Consider the following 14,860-nt stretch of genomic DNA (forward strand, 5'->3'; position numbering starts at 1 on the left):
GGGGCCGCTGCCGCCCGTCAGATGGGCGACAGCAGCGTGTGCGTCAGAACGCTTCGAGCGCCAGCGCCGTGACGCTCTCGGCGCCTTCGACGATGCTGTCGCGGATGCCCGGCACCTTGTTCAGGATGTGTTCGGCGTAGAAGCGCGCGGTGGCGATCTTGGCCTGCATGAAGGCGACGTCCACGTTGTGCGAGGCCTGGTCCTGCGCCACGATCAGCGAGCGCGCGAGCTGCCAGCCGGCCACGAGGTTGCCCGCGAGCATCAGGTACGGCACGCTGCCCGAGAACACGGCGTTCGGCGAAGCCTTGGTCTGGCCGGCGACGAAGTCGACCACGTCGATGAAGGCCAGGCGCGCAGCGGTCAGGCGCTTGAGGACGGCTGCGGCCGCGGCGCTGTCGCTCTTGGCCAGCTCGGCTTCGGTCTTCTCGATCTGCGCGGCGATCGCCTTGGCGGTCTGGCCGCCGTCGCGCGCGGTCTTGCGGCCCACGAGGTCGTTGGCCTGGATCGCGGTGGTGCCTTCGTAGATCGTGAGGATCTTCGCGTCGCGGTAGTACTGCGCCGCGCCGGTCTCCTCGATGAAGCCCATGCCGCCATGCACCTGCACGCCCAGCGAGGTCACTTCGAGGCTCATCTCGGTGCTGTAGCCCTTCACGAGCGGCACCATGAATTCGTAGAAGGCCTGGTTCTGCTTGCGCGCGTCGGCATCGGGATGATGGTGGGCGGCGTCGTAGGCGGCGGCGGCCACCGAGGCCATCGCGCGGCAGCCTTCGGTATACGCGCGCATCGTCATCAGCATGCGCTTGACGTCCGGGTGGTGAATGATGGGCGCGCTGGCATTGATCGAGCCATCGACCGGGCGGCTCTGCACGCGGTCCTTGGCGTAGGCCACGGCGTGCTGGTAGGCGCGCTCGGCGATCGCGATGCCCTGCATGCCCACGGCGTAGCGGGCCGAGTTCATCATGATGAACATGTACTCGAGGCCGCGGTTTTCCTGGCCCACGAGGTAACCCACCGCGCCGCCGTGGTCGCCGTACTGCAGCACGGCGGTCGGCGAGGCCTTGATGCCCATCTTGTGCTCGATGCTCACGCAGTGCACGTCGTTGCGCGCACCGAGCGAACCGTCGGCGTTGACCATGAACTTCGGCACCACGAACAGGCTGATGCCCTTCACGCCCTCGGGCGCTCCGGTCACGCGGGCCAGCACGAGGTGCACGATGTTCTCGGCCATGTCGTGCTCACCGTAGGTGATGAAGATCTTGGTGCCGAACACCTTGTAGGTGCCGTCGGGCTGCGGCTCGGCGCGGCTGCGCACCATGGCCAGGTCGCTGCCGGCCTGCGGCTCGGTGAGGTTCATCGTGCCGGTCCACTGGCCGCTCACGAGCTTCTCGAGGTACACGGCCTTGAGCTCGTCGGAGCCGGCGGTGAGCAGCGCCTCGATGGCGCCGTCGCTCAGCAGCGGGCACAGCGCGAAGCTCATGTTGGCCGAGTTGAGCATTTCGCCGCAGGCCGCACCGATGGTCTTGGGCAGGCCCTGGCCGCCGAAGTCCGCCGGATGCTGCAGGCCCTGCCAGCCGCCCGACACGTACTGCGCGAAGGCGTCCTTGAAGCCCTTGCTGGTGGTGACTTCGCCGTCCTTGAACGACGAAGGGTTGCGGTCGCCTTCAACGTTCAGCGGCGCCACCACGTCCTGGTTGAAGCGCGCGCACTCTTCGAGCACGGCCTGTGCGGTTTCGAGGCCGGCGTCTTCGAAGCCGGGCAGCTTGGCGATCTCGCCGATGTTGGCCAGGTGTTCGATGTCGAACAGCATGTCCTTGAGGGGGGCGGTGTAGCTCATGTCTTCTCTCCAGGGGCCGCGGTGGGGGCGGCAGATGTAAAAAAGGCATCGCGAACGATGCCTTCTGGCTCAATGCGTTGAAGCGATCAGAGCGCCTTCACGAGTTCCGGCACGGCCGTGAACAGGTCGGCCACGAGGCCATAGTCGGCCACCGAGAAGATCGGGGCTTCTTCGTCCTTGTTGATCGCGACGATGACCTTCGAGTCCTTCATGCCGGCCAGATGCTGGATGGCACCCGAGATGCCCGCGGCGATGTACAGCTGCGGGGCGACGATCTTGCCGGTCTGGCCCACTTGCCAGTCGTTCGGGGCGTAGCCCGCGTCCACTGCGGCGCGGCTGGCGCCCAGGCCGGCGTTGAGCTTGTCGGCCAGCGGCGTCATCACTTCGTTGAACTTCTCGGCGCTGCCCAGCGCGCGGCCACCCGAGACGATGATCTTGGCGGCGGTCAGTTCGGGGCGGTCGCTCTTCGTGACTTCACGGCCCACGAAAGCGCTCTTGCCGCTGTCGGCCACGCCTTCAGCCGTTTCAACGGTGGCGCTGCCACCGGTGGCAGCAGCTGCGTCGAAGCCGGTCGTGCGCACGGTGATCACCTTGGTGGCGTCGGTGCTCTGCACGGTGGCGATGGCATTGCCGGCGTAGATCGGGCGCTCGAACGTGTCCGGGCTGTCGACCTTGGTGATGTCGCTGATCTGCGCCACGTCGAGCTTGGCAGCCACGCGCGGAGCGACGTTCTTGCCGTTGGCGGTCGAGGGGAACAGGATGTGGCTGTAGTTGCCGGCGATCGCCAGCACTTGGGCGGCAACGTTCTCGGCGAGGTTCTCTGCCAGCGATGCGCTGTCGGCAGCGATCACCTTGGACACGCCGGCGATCTGCGCGGCGGCCTTGGCGGCTTCTGCTGCGTTGGCACCGGCCACGAGGACGTGGACGTCGCCACCGCAAGCCAGGGCTGCGGTCACGGTGTTGAGGGTGGCCGGCTTGATGCTGGCGTGGTCGTGTTCGGCAATGACGAGTGCGGTCATGTTCGTTTCTTCCTCAGATCACTTTGGCTTCGTTCTTGAGCTTGTCCACCAGGGTGGCGACGTCGGGCACCTTGATGCCGGCGCCACGCTTCGGGGGCTCGCTGACCTTGAGGGTCTTCAGGCGGGGCTTCACGTCCACACCCAGGTCTTCGGGCTTGAAGGTGTCCAGCTGCTTCTTCTTGGCCTTCATGATGTTGGGCAGCGTCACATAGCGCGGCTCGTTCAGGCGCAGGTCGGTCGTGATGACCGCTGGCAGCGTGAGCGTCAGGGTTTCCATGCCACCGTCGACTTCGCGCGCGACGGTGACCTTGTCGGCTGCGAGGTCGACCTTCGAGGCGAAGGTGGCTTGGGGCAGGTCGGCCAGGGCCGCCAGCATCTGGCCCGTCTGGTTGGCGTCGTCGTCGATGGCTTGCTTGCCCAGGATGATCAGCTGGGGCTGTTCCTTGTCGACCAGCGCCTTGAGCAACTTGGCAACCGCGAGAGGTTGCAGCTCTTCGCTCGTCTCGACCAGGATGCCGCGATCGGCGCCGATGGCCATCGCGGTGCGCAGGGTTTCCTGGCACTTGGCATCGCCGCAGGAGACGGCGATCACTTCCGTGACCAGGCCCTTTTCCTTCAGCCGCACCGCTTCTTCGACAGCGATCTCGTCGAAGGGGTTCATGCTCATCTTGACGTTGGCAATGTCCACCCCGGTGCCGTCGCTCTTGACGCGCACCTTCACGTTGTAATCGACGACCCGTTTGACAGGCACAAGAACCTTCATTGACTTGACTCCATTGGATTGCAAAAAGGGGGGCTTCGAGAGCAGCCGGCCATTTTAGGACGCCGGCCTTGGCTGCCTCTCCATTCTTCTTGTCGGCCTCAAGGGCTGAAAAAAGAACGATCGTGCTTTTCCGTGATTATAAAACAGCGGGAGGCGCTGCGGCCACTCCCGCCGGCAAAGATTCCACTCGCAGCACCCGCTGCGGATAGGGAATGTCAATGCGGGCGGCGCGCAGCCCTTCGAGGATGGCGATGTTGATGGCCGAGCGCACGTTGTCCTTGCCCTTGTCAGGGTCGGCGACCCAGAAGTTCAGGCTGAACTCCAGGCCGTCGGGCGCGAAGGTGACGAGGTAGGCGATGGGCGCCGGGTCGGTCATGACGCGCGGCTGGGCCTTGGCGGCGTCGCACAGGATGCCCTGCACCTGCGCCACGTCGCTCTCGTAGCCGACCACGATGTTGGTCGTGATGTTGAACTTGCGGTCGGCCAGCGACAGGTTCTCGACCCGGCCGGTGATGAGCGATTCATTCGGCACGATGGCCTCGCGCCCGTTGCCCGCGCGGATGAGCGTGTAGCGCGTCTTGATGTCGGTGATGCGGCCTTCGAAGGTGTCGACCTTCACGTTGTCGCCGATGCGGATCGAGCGCTCCAGCAGGATCACGAAACCACTCACGTAGTTGGCCGCCAGCTTCTGCAGGCCGAAGCCCAGGCCCACGCCGAGCGCGCCGCCCAGCACCGACAGCGCCGTGAGGTCGACCCCCACCGCCGACAGCGCGAACAAGAGGCCGATCAGCAGCAGGAAGGCACGCACCGCGTTCGACGCCACCTTGCGCATCGACAGGTCGCTCACGGCCTCGCGCAGGATGCGTTTTTCGATGGTGCTGGAGATCCACAGCGCGATCATCAGCACCAGCCCCGCCGACAGCGCGCCCTGGATGATGGTCTGCAGGCTCACGCGGGTCTTGCCGAAGGCCAGCGTGATGTCGTCCAGTTCGGCCAGCACCGGCGGCAGCAGCCCGACGATCCACAGCACGGCGGCGATCCAGGCCAGCCACGAGATGGTGCGCTCGATCAGCCGCACCAGGCTCGAAGTCGGGAACACGGCCCGCAGCACCCGCGCGAACAGCCGGATGACGGCCAGCGACAGGAACACCGGCACGGCGATGCGCAGCACCAGCACCACGGGCAGCACATCGAGCGCCACGCGACGCGCAATGCCGGTGAGCACCAGCGCGAGCAGCGGGAACAGCAGGCCGTCGAAGGTGCGTTCGCCGAACCAGATCGAATCCTTGGGCTGGTCGCGCCCGAACCATTTGCACACCGCCCATGCCACGGCCACGCAGGTCACGAGCACGGCGAGTTCGATGCCCAGGCCGTGCGCGTCGACCTGTCGCAGGCGCTGGAGGAAGTCGTCGAAATTGAAATTCATCGATGAAAGAAACAGGGCGCCTCGCGGGCGCCAACCGGGTTACAGGTCCGCCAGCACGCGGATGTGCGCTTCCACGCTGCGCGCCAGGGCGTCGAGGTGATAGCCGCCCTCGAGCAGCGAGACGATGCGCCCGCGCGCATGGCGCTTGGCGACATCGCGCACGCGGCCGGTGATCCAGGCGAAGTCGTTTTCGTTGAGGCCGAGCTGGCCCAGCTCGTCCTCGCGGTGGGCGTCGAAACCGGCGCTGATGAACACCATCTGCGGCTTGAAGGCCTCGAGCCGGGGCATCCAGATCGCCTCGACCAGCTCGCGCACGTCCATGCCCTTGGTGTAGGCCGGGATCGGCAGGTTCAGCATGTTCGACGCCGGGTGCTCGGTGCCGCTGTACGGATAGAACGGGTGCTGGAAGAACCCGACCATCAGCACGCGCGGGTCGTTCGACAAGATGTTCTCGGTGCCGTTGCCATGGTGCACGTCGAAATCGACGATGGCCACGCGGTCCAGGCCGTGCACCTCGAGCGCGTGCCGCGCGGCGATGGCCACGTTGTTGAAGAAGCAAAAGCCCATCGCCTGCTCCCGGCAGGCATGGTGGCCCGGCGGCCGCACGGGGCAGAAGGCGTTCTCGATCTCGCCGGCCATCACGGCATCGGTGGCCGCCACGGCGGCACCCGCGGCGCGGCGCGCGGCCAGCAGGGTGAAGCGGGTCAGCACGGTGTCGGGATCGACCTGCGCATGGTCGGGGCCGCCGGCGGGCGCGTCGGCCACGAGGCGCTGCTGCAACTCCTCGAGGTGTTCGACATGCGCGTGGCTGTGGGCCCGGGTGATCTGTTCCAGCGTGGCCAGGGGCACCTCGCCCCGCGCCAGCGCGTCGCCGACGCCGGTCAACAGCAGCCGGTCTTCGATGGCATCCAGCCGCTCGGGGCATTCGGGATGCCCGTTGCCCATGTCGTGCTTCCAGAAGTCGCGATGCGTGAAGTAGCCTGTCTTGCCCATCTCTCGCCGTGTCTCGTGTCGTCGCGTCTAGACCTCACGCAGCATGGGGCCGCAAGGTCTTACGGTATCGTTTGCATATGGATACAAATATGGACGTTGCTGCGAAGCTAGCCACTTTGCTGAGTCAGCTTAACACGGTGATTGTTGGCAAAGAGGCCCAGGTGCGCGACTGCGTGGCCTGTCTGCTGGCGGGCGGGCACCTGCTGATCGAGGACGTGCCGGGGGTCGGCAAGACCACCCTGGCCCATGCGCTGTCGCACACCTTCGGCCTGCAGTTCTCGCGCGTGCAGTTCACGGCCGACCTGATGCCGGGCGACCTGTCGGGCGTGGCGATCTACGACCGGGGCCAGCAGGCCTTCGTGTTCCACCCCGGGCCGATCTTCGCGCAGGTGCTGCTGGCCGACGAGATCAACCGCGCCAGCCCCAAGACCCAGAGCGCACTGCTCGAGGCGATGGAAGAAAAGCAGGTCACGGTCGAGGGCGAGACCCGCCCCCTGCCCTCGCCCTTCTTCGTGATCGCCACGCAGAACCCGCAGGACCAGCTCGGCACCTTCGCGCTGCCCGAGTCGCAGCTCGATCGCTTCCTGATGCGCATCTCGCTGGGCTACCCCGACCGCGCGGCCGAGCGCCAGCTGCTGGCCGGCGCCGACCGTCGCGAGATGCTCGCCGGCCTGCCCGCGATGCTGACCGCCGGCGAACTCACCGCCCTGCAGCAGCGCGTGCAGCAGGTGCATGCGGCCGAGCCGCTGCTGAACTACCTGCAGGACCTGATTGCCGCGACCCGCTCGGGCCGCTGGTTCCTGCAGGGCCTGTCGCCGCGCGCGGGCATCGCCGTGCTGCGCGCCGCCAAGGCCCAGGCGCTGCTGGCCAACCGGAACTACGTGGCGCCCGACGACGTGCAGGCCGTGCTGCCGCAGACCATCGCGCACCGCCTCACGCCCGTGGGCGACGCCGGCCGCGGCGCCGTCGAACAGGTGCGCGCCATGATCGCCGAGGTGCCGCTGCCGTGAGCCCTGTCGGCGTCCTGCGCTCGCGCATCGACGGCTGGTTCCTCTCGCGCCGGGCCCCGTCGGACACGCTCGAACTCACCCAGCGCAACGTCTACATCGTGCCCACGCGTGCCGGCTGGACGCTGGCGGCCACGCTGCTGGTGCTGCTGGTGGCGTCGATCAACTACCAGCTCAACCTGGGCTACCTGCTGACCTTCCTGCTGGCCGGCAGCGTCGCGGTGGGCATGCACGTGTGCCACGCCACGCTGCGCGGGCTGGCGCTGCGCATGGTGCCGCCCGAGGCGCAGTTCGCGGGCGCCGCGGCGGTGCTGCGCGTGGTGCTGCACAACGAACGACGCAGCGTGCGCTACGGCATCGGCATGGCCGTGCGCGGCAGCGGCCAGTGGGCCTGGACCGACGTGCCCGCCGAAGGCACGGCCACGGTGGAGATCGCCTTCCAGCCCGAGCGGCGCGGCCTGCACCCGGTGCCGCCGCTGACCGCCGAGACGCGCTTTCCGCTCGGCACCTTCCGCGTCTGGACGGTCTGGCGCCCGGCCGCGCAGCTGCTCGTGTACCCGACGCCCGAAGCCCATCCGCCGCCGCTGCCGGCGGGCGAGCCGCTCTCCGGGCCCGCCGCCGCGTCGGCCGCGGTGCGGGCGCAAAACGCCGGCGAGTACGACGGCGTGCGCGCCTACCGCCGCGGCGATCCGCTCAAGCTCGTGGTCTGGAAGAAAGCGGCCCGCGCGCAGGCCAACGGCTCCGAAGACCTGGTGAGCCGCGACACGCAACACACGCAGCGCGAAGAGCTCTGGCTCGACGCGCACGCCGCCGCGCTGCCTGACATCGAGGCCCGCCTGTCGCGCCTGTGCGCCTGGGTGCTGATGGCCGACCGGCTCGGCGTGGACTACGGCGTGCGCGTCGCCGGCCGCACGGTGAAGCCGTCGCAGGGCGAGGCGCACCGGCGCGCCTGCCTCGAGGCGCTGGCGCTGTGCGCATGAACGGGGCCGCCGCATGAACCGGGTCGTACGCGAACTCACCGCGCTGCCGAGGGACGCACGGGACACGCTGTTCCTGCTGTGCGTCATCGGCCTCATCCTGCTGCCGCAGGTGGACGAGCTGCCCTGGTGGTGCTCGGCCATCACCGCCATGGTGCTGTTGTGGCGCGCCTCGCTGGCGGTGCAGGCGCGCCCACTGCCCAGCAAGTGGTGGCGCATCGCGCTGCTGGCGCTGGCGCTGGCCGGCACCTACGCCACCCACCGCACGTTGCTGGGCCGCGACGCGGGCGTCACGCTGGTCGTGTGCCTGCTGGCGCTCAAGACGCTGGAGCTGCGCGCGCGGCGCGACGCCTTCGTGGTCTTCTTCCTGGGCTTCTTCGCGATGCTCACGAACTTCTTCTATTCGCAGTCACTGCTCACCGCCTTCACCATGCTGCTGGCGCTGCTGGGCCTGCTGACGGCGCTGGTCAACGCCCACATGCCGGTGGGCCGGCCGCCGCTGATGCAGGCCGCGCGCATGGCCGGCTGGATGGCGCTGGCGGGCGCGCCGGTGATGCTCGCGCTGTTCCTGCTGTTCCCGCGCTTCGCGCCGCTGTGGGGCACGCCCGGCGACGCCATGGCCGGGCGCACCGGCCTGTCGAACACGATGCGGGTCGGCACCATCGCCGAGCTGGCGCTCGACGGGAGCATCGCCGCGCGCATCAAGTTCGACGGCAACCGCGCGCCGCCGCAAAGCCAGCTGTACTTCCGCGGCCCCGTGCTGGCGCAGTTCGACGGCCGCGAATGGACGGCGCTGCCGACCTGGGCGCGCAGCGGGCAGTCGGTGTCGAACCTGCGCACGCGCGGCGAGCCGGTGCGCTACGAGGTCACGCTCGAGGCCAGCCAGCGCCCGTGGCTGCTCACGCTCGACGCTGCGCCACGTGCGCCCGAGGTGCCCGGCTACGAGGTCACCGGCACGCCCGACCTGCAGTGGTTCGTGAACCGGCCGATCACCGACCTCGTGCGCTACCGCGCCGAGAGCCATCCACAGTTCCAGAGCGGCCCGATCGTGCGCACCGGCAGCCGGCTCCAGCCCTACCTGGCGTTGCCGCCCGGCAGCAACCCACGCACCGCTGCACTCGCCGCCCAGATGCGCGCCGACCCCGCGCTGGCCGGCGCCGATGCCAACGCCTTCGTGCAGGCCGCCTTGCGACGCCTGCGCACCGGCGGCTACACCTACACGCTGGAGCCCGGCGTGTACGGCAACGAGACCGCCGACGAATTCTGGTTCGACCGCAAGGAAGGCTTCTGCGAACACATCGCCTCTGCCTTCGTGGTGCTCATGCGCCACCTGCAGATCCCGGCGCGCATCGTCACCGGCTACCAGGGCGGCGAGCTCAACAACGTCGACAACTACTGGGTGGTGCGCCAGAGCGACGCCCACGCCTGGGCCGAGGTGTGGCAAGAAGGCGCGGGCTGGGTGCGCGTCGACCCGACCGGCTCGGTCGCGCCGGGGCGCATCGGGCAGTTCCAGCGCCTCACGCCGCAGCCCGGACTGCTGGCCGGCGCCATCGGCGTCATGAGCCCGACGCTGGTGCAGAACCTGCGCGCCGCCTGGGAGGCCGTGAACAACGGCTGGAACCAGTGGGTGCTCAACTACACGCAGAGCCGCCAGCTCGACCTGCTCAAGACCCTCGGCTTCAACGCCCCGAGCCTGGAAGACCTGGGCTACGTGCTGCTGTACCTGCTGGTGGCCGCGAGCCTGGCCGGCGCCGGCTGGACGCTGTGGGAGCGCAGCCGGCACGACCCGTGGCTGCGCCTGCTGGGCCGGGCCCGCGCGCGCCTGGCCAAGGCCGGCCTGCCGCTGCCCGAGACGGCGCCGCCGCGCCAGATGGCCCAGGCCGCCGACGCCCGCTTCGGGCCCGCCGCGCAGGCCGTGCGCGACTGGCTGCTGAAGCTCGAAGCCCAGCGCTACGCGCCCGCCGCATCCGGCCCATCGGCCTCGCTCGCCGCGCTGCGCGCCGAGTTCCGCCGGCTGCGCTGGCCGCCCACGCCGCCGCGCGCCTGAAGCGCGGCTGCAACCACATGTGTCGCCCGAAAGTGCGCATGCGCACGGGCGGCACAATCGTGCCCATGTCACACGCCTTTCCCACGCCCTTGCGCGCCGCAGTGGCCGCCACCGCCCTCCTCGCCGCCTGCGTCGCCTGGCCCACGGGAGCCCTGGCCCAGAAGCCCCAGGCCAACGGCCGCCCCGCCGTCACGCCGGTGCGCGGCAGCACTCCGTACGCCACGCGCGACGACGCCATGGCGTTCGCCGACGACGTCGCCCAGCGCCGCAACCTCGACCGCGACTGGGTGCGCGCCACCATCGGTGCCGCGCGCTTCCTGCCCAACGTGCCGCGCCTGATGCTGCCGGGCCCGGTCGGCACGGTGAAGAACTGGCAGACCTACCGCAGCCGCTTCATCGACCCGGTGCGCATCGCGGCCGGCGTGCGCTTCTGGCGCGCCAACGCCGACACGCTCGCGCGCGCCGAGGCCACCTACGGCGTGCCGCCGGAAATCATCGTCGGCATCGTCGGCGTCGAGACCATCTACGGCCGCAACATGGGCAACTTCCGCGTGATCGATGCGCTGGCCACGCTGTCCTTCGACTTCCCGCAGGGCCACCCGCGCGCGGCCGAGCGCATCGCCTTCTTCCGCGGCGAACTCGAGAGCTTCCTGAGCACCGAAAGCCGCACCGCCGACGACCCGCTCACGCCCGTGGGCAGCTACGCCGGCGCCATGGGCATGCCGCAGTTCATGCCCAGCAGCATCGCCAAGTACGCGGTCGACTTCGACGGCGACGGCCGCATCGACCTCGTGAACAACCCGGTCGACGTGATCGGCTCGGTGGCAAGCTACTTCAAGGGCTTCGGCTGGACGCCAGGCATGCCGTCGATCTATCCGGTGCATTTCGAGGAAGCCCGCCTGAAGAAGGCGCTGCTGCTGGCGCCCGACATCCTGCCCACCTTCAGCGCCGACAGCTTCGTTGCCGCGGGCGCCGTGCCCGAGGGCGAAGGCCTGAAGCACAAAGGTCTGCTGGCGCTCATCGAGCTGCAGAACGGCCTCGACGCGCCGCCGACCTATGTCGCGGGCACGCGCAACTTCTACGTGATCACGCGCTACAACTGGAGCAGCTACTACGCGATGTCGGTGCTCGACCTCGGCCAGGAGGTCAAGGCCGCGATGGAGCAATAGCCGCAATGACACCGCAGGCGCTGCACGCGAACTGGACCGCCGCCTGGCAGGCGCTCGGCGTGGCCGCGCCCGACGACGCATTGCGGCTCGAACTGCAACGCCGCTACGGCGAGCCGCAGCGCCACTACCACACGATGCAGCACCTGGGCGAATGCCTCGCGTGGTTCGACCGGGAACAGGCGCTGGCCGAACGCCCCGGCGAAGTCGCGCTGGCGCTGTGGTTCCACGACGCCATCTATGACGTGCATGCGCACGACAACGAGGCACGCAGCGCGGACTGGGCGAGGCAGGCGCTGCAGGCCGCCGGTGCGAGCGATGCGTCGGCCGACCGCGTCCACGCGCTCGTCATGGCCACGCGCCACGACGCCGTGCCGGAGGGCCGCGACGCGGAGCTGCTGATCGACATCGACCTGTCGATCCTCGGCGCCGAGCGTGCACGCTTCGACGAGTACGAGCGCCAGGTGCACGCGGAATACGGTTTCGTTCCCGAGGAGATTCGCCTGCCGCGCCGGCGCGCGATCCTCCAGCGCTTTCTAGCTCGCCCGGCGATCTACGCCACGCCGCGCATGCACGCACTGCTCGAAGCGCGAGCGCGCGAGAACCTTCAGCGCTCGATCGCAGGCTGAACCGTCGGCACCAGCCGCCACCATTCGGAGCGCGGCGGCACGTCGCCGAACGTCTCCTCCACCACACCGAACAGCAGCCCGTCGCGCCCCGCGCCCAGCTGCGACAACGCCAGCGGCCGCGCGAGATCGCGGCACAGCATGAAGCTCGCGTCGCCCTGCCAGTCGAGGCAGCGGCCGACTTCCGCCAGCATCAGCGCGGGTTGGCCCTGCATGAAGGTGAAGGGCATCGGCAAGCCCGCATCGAGTTGCGCCAGCCCCGCGCGCGTGGCCTCCCACGCGCCGCGCCGGCTGGTCACGCGCAGGCGCGCGCCCGCCGGCAGCGCGGCTTCGCCGGCCGCGTCGAGGCAGCGCAGCGCGCCGTACATCGCCAGCTCGGTCCACAGGCCGACGCGGCGCGGCCGGCGGCCCAGGCGGGTCGCGAGCGCGTCGCGCCAGTCGTCGGGCGGCGGATGCGCCACGACGTGCGCGACAGTGCGCCAAGTCGGTGTGGTCATGCGGCGTTGCAATCCTTGAGCACCAGCGACGCATGCCCGCCGCCGAAGCCCACCACGTTGAGCAGGATGTGGCGCAGCCGCGCCGGCGGCCCGTCGCTCAGCGCGATGCCCAGCGTCTCGTCCAGCGCGTAGCCGACCGACGGCCAGGCGCCGCCTTCGATGCAGCCGACCAGCAAGGCCAGCTCCGCCGCCCCAGCCGCGCCGAGCGTGTGGCCGATCGCCGACTTGAGCGACACCAGCGGCGGCAGCGGCGCGAACACCTCCCGCAGCGCCTCGACCTCGATCGCGTCGTTGACCGGGCTGCCGGCCGCCTGCACCTTGACCAGGTCGATGTCCGCGGGCTGCAGGCCGCTGCGCGCCAGCGTGTCACGGCACATCGCGCGCACCGCGCTCGCCTCGGTGCCCGAGGGGTTGCGGCCGTCGACCACGTTGGCGCCGCCCAGCAGCGCCCAGCGCGCGGGTTGCGATCCGAGCCGCAGCGCCGCCACCGCTTCGCCGAGCACCAGCCCCTGGCGCCCCGCGCCGAAGGGCCGTGCGCTGTCGGGCGCCAGCAGCTGCATCGCGCCGAAGCCGGCCACGGTGAAGCGGTTGTCGAGCTCGGCGCCGATCACCAGTGCCTCGCGGGCCTCGCCCGCGCGCACCATGTCGGCCGCCGCCAGCATCGCGTTGAGCGCCGAGGTGCAGGCGGTCGAGACGGTGAAGACCGGGCCTTGCCAGTCGAGCGCGGCGGCGGCGATGTCGGCAAAGTCCTGCAGGTCGCCGCTCAGCCGCGCATCGTGCTGCGCATGCTCCATGGCCCCGATGTCGAGCGACGACGAGGCCACGAACAGCGGCCCCTGCCGGTCCAGCCCCTCGCCGGTCTGCGCGACCACGCGGCGCACCGTGTGCTGCACGCGCTGCGCCCAGTCGCCGGGCGGCACGGGCAGCATGTAGACCGGCCACTGCAGGCCCTCGGCCACCGTCACCGGCGTGGGCGGCACGCCGCCGCGCCGCAGTGCCGCGAGCGCCGACGGCACATCGTCGCCGAGCACGCAGGCCAGGCCCATGCCGGCCAGGTACACCGGACTCATGCCTTGCCCGCTTGCGCCAGGTGTTCCGCCAAGTGCGCGATCGACGTCATGGCACGCCGCGTGTCCTTGCTGTCGGGCATGCGCAGGCCGAAGTGCTGCTGGATCGCCATCGACACCTGCAGCGCATCGAGCGAGTCGAGGTCCAGGCGCGCCTCGGGGCCGAACAGCGGCTCGTCGTCGCCGAGGCCACCGGGCGGCGCGTCTTTTTCGACAGCCTCGAGCACGAGGGCCTTCAGGCGGGCGATGAATTCAGGAGAAGAAACGGTGCTCGTCACGGTGCGCGCCTGCGAAACAGAAAGACAGCCACGAAGAACATGAGGGCCGCGAACGCCACCAGCCGACCGACCTGCGGCAGCACCTCGGCCACGCCGCCGCCGCGCAGCAGCACGGTGAGCAGCGCTTCGAGCCCCCAGTTCATGGGAGAAATTTCGACCATGCGCTGCATGAAGCCCGGCATGACGAACTTGGGCACCATGATGCCGCCCGCCGCCGCCATCAGCACATTCACCATCGGCCCGAGCGTGGCGGCCTGCGCATGGCTCTTCACCAGGCAGGCCACCGCCAGCGACAGGCTCACCGCCGCCAGGCTCACGGCCGCGAGCGACAGCAGCAGACCGCCCCAGTGGATGCCCGCGAGCGAGAGCGCGTCGCCACCGATCAGCGGCATGAACCAGATGCCCGCTGCCAGCATCAGCAGCGCCTGCAGCGCGTTCACACCGAGGTAGGGCAAGGCCTTGGAGGCCAGCAGCATGGAACGCGACACGCCCAGGCTCTGCAACCGGCCGAGCGCGCCCGAGCCGCGCTCCTGCACGAACAGGCTGGACAGCGAGGCCACCACGAAGAACATACCGAACACCAGCCAGGCCGGCACGTTCTGCTGCACCGACGTGGGCCGCGGGCCGGCCGTGGCAAAGCGCTCGGCCTGCACCATCGCCTGGATGGACGCGTCGGGCGCGGGGCTGGCCGTGCCGGGTACCGCCAGCGCGAGCCGCGCCTTGAGTTCGCCCGACGCGCCGATGAGTTCGGCGCGCAGCGCGTTGAACAGGTTGGCGTCGATGCCGGGCTCGGCCAGCAGGCGGATGTGGGCGCGCGTGGAGAGCGCGGCCGATTCCAGCTCGTCCGACAGCCCGGGCTCCAGCACGATCACATACTTGAGCGTGCCGCTGCGCAGCCGCGCCTGCCAGTCGGCGCCCAGCGGCTGCGGCGCGCCGTGGCTGCGCTGCCAGATCTGCAGCAGCCACCTGGCGGGCGTGCCGCTGTCGCGCGCATCGACCGCGTAGCTCAGCTCGGCCAACGGCGGACGGTAGATGTCCTTCAGCGTGAGCGACATCAGCACGATGAACACCATCGGCATCACGAACAGCACGGCCAGCCCGTGCATGTCGCGCACGAGGGCCAGCAGTTCTTTCTTGATGAGCGCTAGGAGCATGGCGTT

14 protein-coding genes are annotated in these 14,860 nt (G+C 69.7%); 5 read left to right on the forward strand and 9 right to left on the reverse strand.

Annotated elements, in window-relative coordinates; all coding sequences use genetic code 11:
- Positions 1-43: 43 nt before the first annotated feature.
- From AC3WQR_RS07715 to AC3WQR_RS07735, 5 genes are all read right to left on the reverse strand, one after another.
- Positions 44-1,834 (reverse strand): acyl-CoA dehydrogenase, encoded by a 1,791-nt coding sequence (locus AC3WQR_RS07715; RefSeq protein ID WP_062482680.1) that lies wholly within the window; start codon positions 1,832-1,834, stop codon positions 44-46.
- 86 nt (positions 1,835-1,920) lie between these two features.
- Positions 1,921-2,853 (reverse strand): electron transfer flavoprotein subunit alpha/FixB family protein, encoded by a 933-nt coding sequence (locus AC3WQR_RS07720; protein ID WP_095947368.1) that lies wholly within the window; start codon positions 2,851-2,853, stop codon positions 1,921-1,923.
- 13 nt (positions 2,854-2,866) lie between these two features.
- Positions 2,867-3,616, reverse strand: coding sequence for an electron transfer flavoprotein subunit beta/FixA family protein (locus AC3WQR_RS07725; protein ID WP_354345839.1), 750 nt, complete (start codon positions 3,614-3,616; stop codon positions 2,867-2,869).
- A gap of 136 nt (positions 3,617-3,752) precedes the next feature.
- The gene (locus AC3WQR_RS07730; RefSeq protein WP_307694091.1) at positions 3,753-5,042 is read right to left on the reverse strand and encodes a mechanosensitive ion channel family protein; all 1,290 of its coding nucleotides are present in this window, start codon (positions 5,040-5,042) and stop codon (positions 3,753-3,755) included.
- Positions 5,043-5,081: 39 nt separating this feature from the next.
- Positions 5,082-6,035, reverse strand: coding sequence for a histone deacetylase family protein (locus tag AC3WQR_RS07735; protein ID WP_062482261.1), 954 nt, complete (start codon positions 6,033-6,035; stop codon positions 5,082-5,084).
- Between the two features lie 89 nt (positions 6,036-6,124).
- On the opposite strand from AC3WQR_RS07735, the gene AC3WQR_RS07740 reads away from it, so the two are divergent.
- The 5 genes from AC3WQR_RS07740 to AC3WQR_RS07760 all read left to right on the forward strand — a co-directional run bounded on the left by AC3WQR_RS07740 (position 6,125) and on the right by AC3WQR_RS07760 (position 11,861).
- Positions 6,125-7,045, forward strand: coding sequence for an AAA family ATPase (locus AC3WQR_RS07740; RefSeq protein ID WP_062482262.1), 921 nt, complete (start codon positions 6,125-6,127; stop codon positions 7,043-7,045).
- Positions 7,042-8,022 carry a DUF58 domain-containing protein gene (locus tag AC3WQR_RS07745; RefSeq protein ID WP_095947365.1) on the forward strand — a complete coding sequence of 327 codons (981 nt, stop codon included), beginning with the start codon at positions 7,042-7,044 and terminating at the stop codon, positions 8,020-8,022. The genes AC3WQR_RS07740 and AC3WQR_RS07745 overlap by 4 nt, the downstream gene beginning before the upstream one ends.
- A 13-nt stretch (positions 8,023-8,035) precedes the next feature.
- On the forward strand, positions 8,036-10,066 hold the full coding sequence (locus AC3WQR_RS07750; RefSeq protein WP_492741651.1) for a transglutaminase TgpA family protein: 2,031 nt from the start codon (positions 8,036-8,038) through the stop codon (positions 10,064-10,066).
- 65 nt (positions 10,067-10,131) lie between these two features.
- Positions 10,132-11,235, forward strand: a complete 1,104-nt coding sequence (mltB, locus tag AC3WQR_RS07755) for a lytic murein transglycosylase B (RefSeq protein WP_492685263.1) — start codon at positions 10,132-10,134, stop codon at positions 11,233-11,235.
- A 5-nt stretch (positions 11,236-11,240) separates the two neighbouring features.
- Entirely contained in the window at positions 11,241-11,861 is a 621-nt protein-coding gene (locus tag AC3WQR_RS07760) for an HD domain-containing protein (protein WP_492741652.1), read from the forward strand.
- Here the strand turns inward: AC3WQR_RS07760 and AC3WQR_RS07765 are convergent.
- Genes AC3WQR_RS07765 through AC3WQR_RS07780 form a run of 4 tightly spaced genes read right to left on the reverse strand, consistent with a single transcriptional unit; the run spans position 11,840 to position 14,854 of the window.
- Positions 11,840-12,355 carry a hypothetical protein gene (locus AC3WQR_RS07765; protein WP_492741653.1) on the reverse strand — a complete coding sequence of 172 codons (516 nt, stop codon included), beginning with the start codon at positions 12,353-12,355 and terminating at the stop codon, positions 11,840-11,842. The genes AC3WQR_RS07760 and AC3WQR_RS07765 overlap by 22 nt on opposite strands.
- Positions 12,352-13,425, reverse strand: coding sequence for a beta-ketoacyl synthase N-terminal-like domain-containing protein (locus tag AC3WQR_RS07770; protein WP_492741654.1), 1,074 nt, complete (start codon positions 13,423-13,425; stop codon positions 12,352-12,354). Before AC3WQR_RS07770 ends, AC3WQR_RS07765 begins: the two co-directional genes overlap by 4 nt.
- Positions 13,422-13,700 carry an acyl carrier protein gene (locus AC3WQR_RS07775; RefSeq protein ID WP_062476711.1) on the reverse strand — a complete coding sequence of 93 codons (279 nt, stop codon included), beginning with the start codon at positions 13,698-13,700 and terminating at the stop codon, positions 13,422-13,424. The genes AC3WQR_RS07770 and AC3WQR_RS07775 overlap by 4 nt, the downstream gene beginning before the upstream one ends.
- Entirely contained in the window at positions 13,697-14,854 is a 1,158-nt protein-coding gene (locus AC3WQR_RS07780; RefSeq protein WP_159272350.1) for an ABC transporter permease, read from the reverse strand. The genes AC3WQR_RS07775 and AC3WQR_RS07780 overlap by 4 nt, the downstream gene beginning before the upstream one ends.
- Positions 14,855-14,860 lie beyond the last annotated feature (6 nt).

This window comes from Variovorax sp. FW305-3-2-15-B-LB1 (assembly GCF_058787635.1).